Source organism: Cohnella sp. SGD-V74 (assembly GCF_003001675.1).
GTDB lineage: Bacteria > Bacillota > Bacilli > Paenibacillales > Paenibacillaceae > Cohnella.
In genome coordinates this window covers 377654-387126 of record NZ_PVYW01000005.1, presented here as the reverse complement: position 1 = coordinate 387126, position 9473 = coordinate 377654, and the positions used below count along the sequence as shown (strand labels likewise).

The following is a 9473-nucleotide window of genomic DNA, read 5'->3' as shown; positions in this document are numbered from 1 at the left end:
CAATCGTTGCCGAACACGTGCCGAATGCATCAGTCTTAATACTTAGCCTACGCCAGCTCCCACTGATCTCAAGGTGGGGGCTATTTGACGCTTACTTATTTTGCGTATGAACTAAAAAACGCCCCCGTCCGCAAAGGGACGAGCGCGCTCGTGGTTCCACCCAAATTCAATCCGCCTCATGCTCTCGGCACGTCCGGCCAATCCTCGGTGCTCTGTAACGGGAGCTCCCGTCGACTCATACTCCTGCCCCGCATCGCTCACGGCGCAATTTCCGAATCGCAGCTACAAGGGGGTAAACGCATGCTTCTCTCCGAAGGGGGTCTCAGCCCGTGCCCCCTCTCTCTGTACGGTATCCGCAAACGCTCATGTCCTTGATCCAAGCCGTTATGCAAATAAAAAAAGCGCCGTCCGCAAAGGGACGAGCGCGCTCGTGGTTCCACCCAAATTCAACCCGCCCCATGCTCTCGGCACATCCGCGAATCCTTGGCGCTCTGTAACGGGAGCTCCCGTCGACTCATACTCCTGCCCCGCTCCTTACGCGGCGCAACTTCCGAATCGCAGCTACAAGGGGGTAAACGCATGCCTCTCTCCGAAGGGGGTTTCAGCCGTGCCCCCTCTCTCTGGGCGGTATCCGCAGGCGCTCATGTCCTTGATCATCGCTTGAACTTTGAAACCCATCTTAGGGGAAAACAATCCTCCTGTCAAGTCTCATCCTCGCCCAGATTTCATCTCGCACATTGACTAACCCAACCTTTCTATTTCTCTCTCTCCCTCGCCTGCCAGCCCCCAGTTCCCAGTTCCCAGCTCCCCCACTTCTATCTCCAATTCACGCCGCCTGAGTAATGTGCAGATACATTCCCACTCTTCGTCCTCTTCCTCAGACCTGCTCTCTATCTCAATTTCGCGTTGCCTGAGTAATGTGCAGATACCTTCCCGATCCACGCGCCATCTGCCCCGGCCCCGCTCTCTATCTCGATTTCGCGCTCCCTGAGTAATGTGCAGATACCTTTCCACTCGTCCTTCTTCCTCAGACCTGCTCTCTATCTCAATTTCGCGTTGCCTGAGTAATGTGCAGATACCTTCCCGATCCACGCGCCATCTGCCCCAGACCTGCTCTCTATCTCGATTTCGCGCTCCCTGAGTAATGTGCAGATTCCCGGTACTTTTTTTCGGAAATCTTCATTTTTTCGGTGTTCTCATCCCGAGACCTCCGTCAATAACCCCCATTTCACCCACGCCCGCCTCCAGCCTTAGCGTCTTCTCACGCCATCTCAATCCTGCACCTATCTGCACTTTACTCAGGTGTCATGAAACAGAGATATGAAACGGCTATCCACCAGCTAAAATATTCCATAAAATTATGGATTTATTTTCCATATTAACCTTTTGTGAATGCACACTATTTTGTTAAAACAACAGGAAGTATATGTTCAGCAACAGGTCAGAAGAGACGCTTTTCACGATGTCTTTTGGCATGTTTACGTTGGTGGACACAGTGATGTTTGCCCTATCTCTGCCCTGACACTTCACCCCCGGCGGCCATTTCCATCCTCAGCATCATCCCCATTCTCATCGTCAGCACCATCCCCATCCCCATCCCCGTACTCAGCGCCATCTCAAACCTGCGCCTATCTGCACTTTACTCAGGTGACACGGAATAGAGATAAACAAGCGTACGAAGTCACCCATAATATTCCATAAAATCAGGAATTTTTTCACATATCAACTTGGATAGGACGTTATTTAGCGCAGCAATTCGAGGACAAATGATCCAAAATGAATTTGGTCCGCCGGCGGGAATCGAATTAAAGCTTTCGGCTCATTCCGTAGAAGTTCGGGTACATCAGTTCGAAGCCGTGCTTCGCATACAGTTTCATCGCCTCCAGGTCGGAGATGACGACGAGGTTGGCGTCTTGCTCCGCATTGCGGTCGACGTAATCTATCAGCTCTTCCAGCAGCTCATGCACGACAGAACTATCCCGGCAATCCGAGCGCACGACAATATCCACGATCTGGAAATGATAAACTCCGTCTCCGATTACCCTTCCCGTTCCCAACAGCTTGTTGTGCTCATCTCTCGCGCAGGCGACGAACAACGAATGGTGAAGCGCCCTTTCGACGGCGGACGGACTTTGCGGGCTCAGACCCGCTTCAGCTCTTAAAACCACAACTTCTTCGGCTTCCGGCAGTTCATGAATGATCGGCAACTTAAATCCCTTCTTTCCGATGAATGGCTTGCACACACTCTTACTTTACTACATTCATGCAAGTGCTAAAGTTCCCGCTCCGTCCCGCCTCCTCCATTTCACTCGCTCGACAAACGTTGTCTTGCTCCTTTAAGCTTTCACTTCTAACTCCAAGCAACCTGCAGACGATTGCGAAGAGCGGAGCCTTTTGCTATAGTAAAGCAGCCAAAACAAGCTCTTCACCTGAAGGAGAGGGATATTCATAGAGTCCTACAAGCCGATCGAAATCGCGAGACAGCTTCATATCAGCACGAGCGCGCTGCGACATTACGAGTCCTGGGGAGTCGTCCCCGCGCCCGAGCGTGCGCCCAACGGTTACCGATTGTATACGGACGTTCACCTTGCCTACTTCCGCTGCTTGCGCGCCATGTTCCCCGGCTTCGGGGTCAAAACAACCTGCGACGTCCTTGTCATGATCCAAGGAGGACGAACCGACGAGGCCTTCTGGACGGTCAACAAGGAACAGGCCCTCCTCCGGCAGGAGAAGCAGGCGGCCGATAAAACGCTGGAGCTGCTGCATCCCCTTGAATCGGCTCCGTCCATCCATCCGAAAGCCAAGAAAAATATGACGATCGGAGAAGTCGCCCGGCTGGCCGGAGTAGCCACATCCGCAATCCGGCACTGGGAGAAGGAGGGGCTGCTCACCCCGGATCGAGATCCGGACAACGGATACCGCGTCTTCACTCCCCAGCACCTGCGTAAAATTTTGCTCATTCGCACGCTTCGAAGCACGATCTACTTCCTGAAAAGCATGAAAGAAATCGTACATGCGCTGGATCATCATAGCCTGGAGCATGCCAAGAAAGTCACGCAAGATGCCCTGCGGAGCATAGACAACCGCAACCGCAGCCAGCTGCAGGGCATTCATCGGCTGATCGAGCTGTGCGAAACGCTGAAGCTGCTGTAAGACGAAAAGAAGGCCTTCCCGCCGCCATAATCGGGGGAAGACCTTCCGGAACATTACGCTATATTCTGTTTGTCTGCGGAAAAACCGGTTTGCCGGCCGCGAGCCCGGGCGAACACCGCGAGAATCGGAACGAGCAGCGCGGCGGAAGCGAGCAGCGACGCCCTGACGGACAGGCGGCTGCCAATCCAGCCGACGAACGGCCCTCCTCCGGTCTGGCCGAGCGCATCCGACTGGCTCAGCATGGACAGCACGGTCGCCCGCGAACGGCTCTCGATGTTCAGGTTCAGCCATGTGTCGTAGACCGGCCCGGTCAGCGCCATGATGACCTCGATCAGCAGCACGGCGGCCAGCGCGTACGCGAAGTTCGGAGACAAAGCCAGCCCCGCTATGCCCAACACCCGCGCGGCGGTCAGGACGATCAGGCTTCGGCGGGCGAATCTCTCGCTGATCTTATCCAGCCGCTTCTCCGCCGCCCAGACCGCCGCCAGACTCAGCAGCGTCGACGCAAGCGCGATCAAGCCGAACCAGGTGGCCATATTGAATCCGATCGCGGCGGGAAAGCCGATATCGCCAATAATGAAAGCCTGCCACAACCGGTCGTAGCCTTCCGAAGCCGCCCCGCTGAACAGGGTGACGATCAGGATCATCAGCAAGATCCGGTTCCCTCTGATGGTCCGCGCTCCGGTCACCCATGTCTCCTTCATGCTGCGAAAATGAGAGAACCGACCCTCCGTTTTCTCCGGCCTCGCGAAGTTCGTCTCCTTCATATAAACAATCAGAAACGCGCCCAAAGCCAAGTACATCAAGCCCCCGGCAATGTAGGGCAAGTTGTAGCCGACCGTGGAAATCGCTACGCTGAGCCCGATGCCCAGCAGCGTTCCGATCAAGCCGACTCTCTTCGCCTTCAAGAAAACGCGGCCCGCGCGTTCCTCTCCCACCTCATCGACCATCCAGGCGGAATCGGCGCCGCTGACGAACGTGAACCCGATGCCGAAGACAACCTGCGCCATAAGCAGCCATACGAACGCCGACATTGCAGTGCTGCCGTCTCCCAGCCACATCGCGCTTCCTTCCAGCACGAATCCGGCTCCGAGCACGAACATGCCGACGATGACGGACGCTTTGCGACTATACGTATCCGCCACGACTCCCGTCACGCCTTCGAACAGCAACACCGTGACTTCCAGCACCATCCCCACCAGCAGAAGCTGGAGAGGGTTAAACCCTAGCGCAACGACCTGGTAGATCGCATAGGTCGTAAACATCGTCGCATTAGCCAGCGACGTCATAAAACCCATAAACATATAAATCCGCGATGCGTCCAATTTCTTCAAAACGTCGAATCCGCCTCTCTATTTACGGCAGATCAACGCGTTCGTCCTATCCGTGCCGACAATGACAATCGTCTAACGCGATGAGATCGCGCGTTGTCTACCGCTTGCTCGTCACTTTCGTGTCGTTGGCTTCCGTCCGAGCGATTGTCTGGTTTTTTTGCATATTTTTACACCTCCGAGTGAATTGAGCCTATTATACACGATAATCGAATAGCCGCCTATCTCTAGACCTGGCGGACCTCCACTTTGCGAATGCGGTGCTTGTCCCTCTCCCGCACGGTAAAACGCAGCTCCCCGTAAGTCCATTCCCCGCCCTTGGCCAAATCCGGCTGCCTGTTGTACAGCCAGCCCCCGATCGTATCGACGCCGTCCTGCTCAAGCGAGGCGCCGAACAGCAAATTAATCTCGTCGATCGGCGTTAATCCGTCGAACAAGTAGTGGCCGGAGCCCAGCTGCTCGATCGGCTTTTTCTCGTCGTTATCGAATTCGTCGCGGATTTCCCCGACGATTTCTTCCAAAATATCCTCGATCGTCACAAGTCCGGAAGTCCCTCCGTACTCGTCGAGCAGAATGGCCAGATGAACTTGCTCCTCCTGCATTCGAAGCAGAAGCGACTTGACCGGAATCGCCTCCGGCACGGTCATCACGGGATGAATATGCTTCCGGAAATCGAATTCCGGATCGTTGTCGTATTTCAAGAATAGCCGCTTCGTATTAATAAATCCGACGATATGGTCCTTGTTCGCCCTGGCGACAGGGAAGCGCGTGTACTGCTCCTTCCTTACGACCGATATCAGTTCTTCCAAGGTCATGTCCTCGTACAGGCAGACCATATCGGTGCGGGGAACCATGATTTCCTTGGCCATCATTTCGTCGAATTGGAAAATCCGGTTTACGTAACCGTATTCGGTATTGTTGATTTTCCCGCTCTCGTAGCTCTCCGACAAAATAATGCGGATCTCCTCTTCCGAGTGCGCCTCCTCATGCTCGCTGGCCGGCTTCATTCCGAACACTCTGACGAGCGCGTTCGCCGAGCCGTTCAAGACCCAAATAAACGGATACATGATTTTGTAGAAAATAATGATCAGCGGAGCGGTAAACACCGAGATCGCTTCCGCTTTGTGGATGGCCATCGTCTTCGGCGCCAGCTCTCCCAGCACGACGTGCAGGAACGTAATGGATACGAAGGCGATACCGAACGACAGAATGTGGCCGGCCTTCTCTCCGATTGCCAGTTGCTCGAATAACGGGTACAGCATCTTCTCGACCGTCGGCTCGCCGAGCCAGCCGAGTCCCAGCGCGGTAATCGTAATGCCGAGCTGACAGGCGGACAAATAACCGTCCAGATTGTTCGTCACCTTCTGAACCGCCAGCGCATTTTTTCTCCCCTCTATCACCATCTGATCGACGCGGCTGGGGCGAAGCTTAATGACGGCAAATTCGGTTGCTACGAAAAAAGCGGTTAAAACGATAAGAATGGCGACGAGAAACAAGTTGAGTATCAATTCAGTCTTCCTTTCAGATTATTATCTTATTTCATACGGAGACAAAGCCCGGACGTCACAGTTTTTTTGGTAAAAACGGGCTGAACGACCGGATTTTTTTTAGGTTGTCCACCAAATCGTCATATTAACCCTATTGACAACGCACTCGAACGCTCCTTCCCTCGAATCGAATTTCGTCCGCGCGATCCGGCGTGCTACAATGAGTCACATATTGCGATATCGAATTCGAATGAGGGATGAGCATGGACATTATTAGCGCGATTATTATGGGAATCGTGGAAGGCTTGACGGAGTTTCTGCCGGTGTCGTCGACCGGGCACATGATCATGACGGCCGAACTGCTGAACTTGAGCGGGGACAAAATCAAAACGTTCGAAATCGTCGTCCAGCTTGGAGCGGTGCTTGCGGTGGCATTGATCTACTGGAGAAAATACGTGCAAATTTTGCGCCACTGGCGCGACGTCAAGACGGCGGGCCGGCTCAATATGATCCATCTGATGCTGGCGATGATTCCGGCCGTCGTCGTCGGACTGGCCTTGCACAGCGTCATTAAAGAGCATCTGTTCGGCTCCTCCACCGTACTCGTCGGCCTGATCGTCGGCGGCGTCCTCATCCTGATCGCCGACCGTTCGAAGCGGAAGGTGACCGCCGAGACGATGGACAACATCAGCTACAAGCAAGCGTTCGGCATCGGCCTGTTCCAGTGCCTCGCGCTGTGGCCGGGCTTCTCCCGCTCCGGATCGACGATCTCCGGCGGCATGCTGCTCGGCACGAGCCAGAAAGCGGCCGCAGACTTCACCTTCCTCGTATCGGTCCCGATCATGTTCGCCGCGTCCGGACTCGACTTGTACAAGAGCAGGGACTTGCTGGCCGCCGAGGACATCGGCTTTTTCCTGACCGGCCTTGCGGCCTCGTTCATCGTCGGGTTGATCGCGGTCGTGACGTTCCTCAGGCTGATCAAGAAGCTGAGACTGTCTTGGTTCGCGTATTATCGCTTCGCAATCGCCATTTTGTTCTTTTTCTTCGTCATCAACTAAACGTTCGTTTAATCCCCTCGTCTCCGGCGACCGTCCTTCGGGTTTGCTAGCGCCGCGCACCCCGGAGAGCGTCGTCAATAACCTTGCCGTCGTTGAACAGCAGCGGGGCGATAAACAGCACAAGAAAAAGCTCGGGATCGAGCGGCACATGATGAAGCCCGGGCATGTAGGCCGCCGCGACGCCGAGCGCGATCTGGATGATCGGGACCGGAACGAACGGAATAAAGCGATTGAGGACGTTGGAAGCGCCGATGAGCATGAGCAGCATCAACACCATGATAAGCAGTTCCATAGGGGCGCTCTCTCCTTGCGAAACGTTCCGAAAGCCGGAACCTTGGAATCGAAGATAGCTTGCCCTATTTCTGCGCCTTCTTGTAGAAATTACTTCGAGGAGCGGATAAGCGCGTACAGCTGCTCCGCATCGGTCAGCTGTCCGATGCCCGCATGGCTGATGCGCCCTTCCGCGTCGATCGCGAACGTGGCGGGAAGCGCGGATACACGGTAACGCTCCGCCGCTTTTCCGGCCGCATCGATCAGCACCGGGAACGAAATGCCGTGCTCCGCCATAAACTCGTTCACCGTTCCTTTCGTATCGCCGACGTTGATCGAGATCAGCTTGAACCGATCGGAGGCGCTGCGGTACACTTCGTCGATCAGAGGCATCTCCTTCACGCACGGCTGGCACCACGACGCCCAGAAATTGACGACGACCGGCAGCCCCCGCATTTGCTGCAAGTCGACCTGCGCCCCGGACGTATCCACGCCTTCGATCGGCGGAGCCTCCATTCCTGCCGCCAGTCCGCCCTTGCCCGCGGAATCGGAACGAAAAGCGGGAAAAGCAATCGCAAGTACGGCGGCCAGCGCCAGCAGCCCGATAATCCCGGCCAGAGGTCCCCGGTACGTCGATTCCCGCTTCATCCGAGCGCCTCCCGGAACGCCGCGTGCAACGGATGCTGTCCGTGAAGCTGCCGGTACGATTCAACCGAGCCTTCTCCGCATTTGCGGCCGTCGATCAGGAAGACGACCCGATCCGCGATCTCTTCGGCCGTCTGCAGCTGGTGCGTACTGAAGACGACCGCGTGGCCGCGCCGTTTCAACTCGCCCAGCAGGCGCACGAACTCGTCCATCCAGTAAGGGTCCAAGCCGTTGGTCGGCTCGTCCATCAGCAGCAGCGGCGGTTCGGCCAGAATCGCCTGGGCGAACAGCAGTCGCTGCCGCATCCCTTTGGAGAACGTCTGCACCTTGCCGCTTCGCTTCTGCTCCAGCCCGACCAGCTCCAGCGCTTCCAGCACGCGTTCTTTGCCAACGCCCCGAAGCGCCGCCCAGAAGCTCAACGCCTCCATCGCCGTCAGCCCAGGACTGAACGAATAATCGTCCGGCATGTAGCCAAGCTGCTTGGCGTACTGCGAACGGTCGCGGGTCCAGTCCCAGCCGTTCACGCGGACGCTGCCGCCGCTGGGCCGCATGATGCCGGCGATCATTCGCAGAATCGTGCTCTTGCCCGCGCCGTTGCCTCCGCACAGAGCCAGCACTTCCCCTTTGCCCAGCTTTACGTCGATCGGCTCCACCAAAACCTGCTTCTTGATCGTCTTGGAGATGCCGTCCGCAACGAGCAGCGGTTCAGCCATGCTGTCGCCTCCTCTCCCAAATCCAGCATACGAGCGCTCCGGACAAGCCGATCATCGCCGCGCAGCCTCCCAAGAAGCCGAGCGTTCCGGCCGCCCCTTGCACCCATTGCACCCAATCGTAGTACTCCGGACCGAGCACCGCGCCTCCGCCGAGCTTAACGACGACGAACAGGCGGACGAGCTCGGCCGGATTGAAGAACGTCAGGAAGACAAGCGCCGGCTTGATCCAGACGTAGGGCAGACTGCCCAGCAGCGCGATCAGAATCGTCGACCAGCCGATCACGAGGAAGAACCAGAGCGCGACGCTGATCGTCATCGCCTGCCACCGGTTGCGGGACAACGAGCCGACGATCATCGCCACCGCCAGAAACAAGAGCACGAGCCCGGCAGAGAAAGCGAGAAACAGCAGATAGGTTTGCAGCGCGAAGCCGGCTCCGGCAGCCAGGCCGACCGCCCCCATCAAGCCGTAGCCGAAGGCGACGATCGTCAGCAGCACGACCGACAAGCCCGCGTACTTGCCGGCAATATAGGAAACCGTGCCGAGCGGATACGTCGAGAGCAGCTGCCAGCTCCCTTCTTCCTTCTCCGCCGTCAGCGAGAACGATCCGAGAAACAGCGTCATCAGCGGCAGCAAATACAGAATCAAGCTGATCATCGAGCCGGTCGTTCCGGAATAGCCGTCCACGACGCCTCTGGCGTTCATGAGCAGCAGGCTCAAGCTGAATACGGAAAACAATGCCATGAAGGAGTAGGACCAAGGGTTGCGGAACCCGATCCGGATTTCTCGCGCGGCGACTTGCAGCATGTCCGCCATCG

At 56.5% G+C, this 9473-nt stretch carries 8 protein-coding genes and 1 pseudogene; 2 read left to right on the top strand and 7 right to left on the bottom strand.

Going from position 1 to position 9473, the window contains the following annotated elements; all coding sequences use genetic code 11:
* Positions 1-1805: 1805 nt before the first annotated feature.
* Positions 1806-2207 (bottom strand): GNAT family N-acetyltransferase, encoded by a 402-nt coding sequence (locus B0G52_RS10910; protein ID WP_158223658.1) that lies wholly within the window; start codon positions 2205-2207, stop codon positions 1806-1808.
* A 241-nt stretch (positions 2208-2448) separates the two neighbouring features.
* Between B0G52_RS10910 and B0G52_RS10905 the strand changes: the two genes are divergently transcribed.
* Positions 2449-3153: a TioE family transcriptional regulator gene (locus B0G52_RS10905; protein ID WP_094044004.1), complete on the top strand. Its 705-nt coding sequence runs from the start codon at positions 2449-2451 to the stop codon at positions 3151-3153.
* A gap of 53 nt (positions 3154-3206) precedes the next feature.
* Here B0G52_RS10905 and B0G52_RS10900 read toward each other — a convergent pair whose 3' ends face one another.
* Complete coding sequence (locus tag B0G52_RS10900; RefSeq protein ID WP_369827040.1) at positions 3207-4487, bottom strand: MFS transporter; 1281 nt, start codon at positions 4485-4487, stop codon at positions 3207-3209.
* A gap of 224 nt (positions 4488-4711) precedes the next feature.
* Positions 4712-5992, bottom strand: a complete 1281-nt coding sequence (locus tag B0G52_RS10895; protein WP_094044002.1) for a hemolysin family protein — start codon at positions 5990-5992, stop codon at positions 4712-4714.
* Between the two features lie 242 nt (positions 5993-6234).
* On the opposite strand from B0G52_RS10895, the gene B0G52_RS10890 reads away from it, so the two are divergent.
* On the top strand, positions 6235-7029 hold the full coding sequence (locus tag B0G52_RS10890) for an undecaprenyl-diphosphate phosphatase (protein ID WP_094044000.1): 795 nt from the start codon (positions 6235-6237) through the stop codon (positions 7027-7029).
* An 82-nt stretch (positions 7030-7111) separates the two neighbouring features.
* Here B0G52_RS10890 and B0G52_RS10885 read toward each other — a convergent pair.
* From B0G52_RS10885 to B0G52_RS10870, 4 genes and pseudogenes are all read right to left on the bottom strand, one after another.
* Positions 7112-7321 (bottom strand): annotated as a pseudogene (locus tag B0G52_RS10885) (Na+/H+ antiporter); the annotation flags it as partial.
* A gap of 89 nt (positions 7322-7410) precedes the next feature.
* Positions 7411-7947 carry a TlpA family protein disulfide reductase gene (locus B0G52_RS10880; RefSeq protein ID WP_094043998.1) on the bottom strand — a complete coding sequence of 179 codons (537 nt, stop codon included), beginning with the start codon at positions 7945-7947 and terminating at the stop codon, positions 7411-7413.
* Positions 7944-8657 carry an ABC transporter ATP-binding protein gene (locus B0G52_RS10875; RefSeq protein WP_094043996.1) on the bottom strand — a complete coding sequence of 238 codons (714 nt, stop codon included), beginning with the start codon at positions 8655-8657 and terminating at the stop codon, positions 7944-7946. Before B0G52_RS10875 ends, B0G52_RS10880 begins: the two co-directional genes overlap by 4 nt.
* Positions 8650-9471 carry an ABC transporter permease gene (locus B0G52_RS10870; RefSeq protein WP_094043994.1) on the bottom strand — a complete coding sequence of 274 codons (822 nt, stop codon included), beginning with the start codon at positions 9469-9471 and terminating at the stop codon, positions 8650-8652. The genes B0G52_RS10875 and B0G52_RS10870 overlap by 8 nt, the downstream gene beginning before the upstream one ends.
* Between the last annotated feature and the right edge of the window lie 2 nt (positions 9472-9473).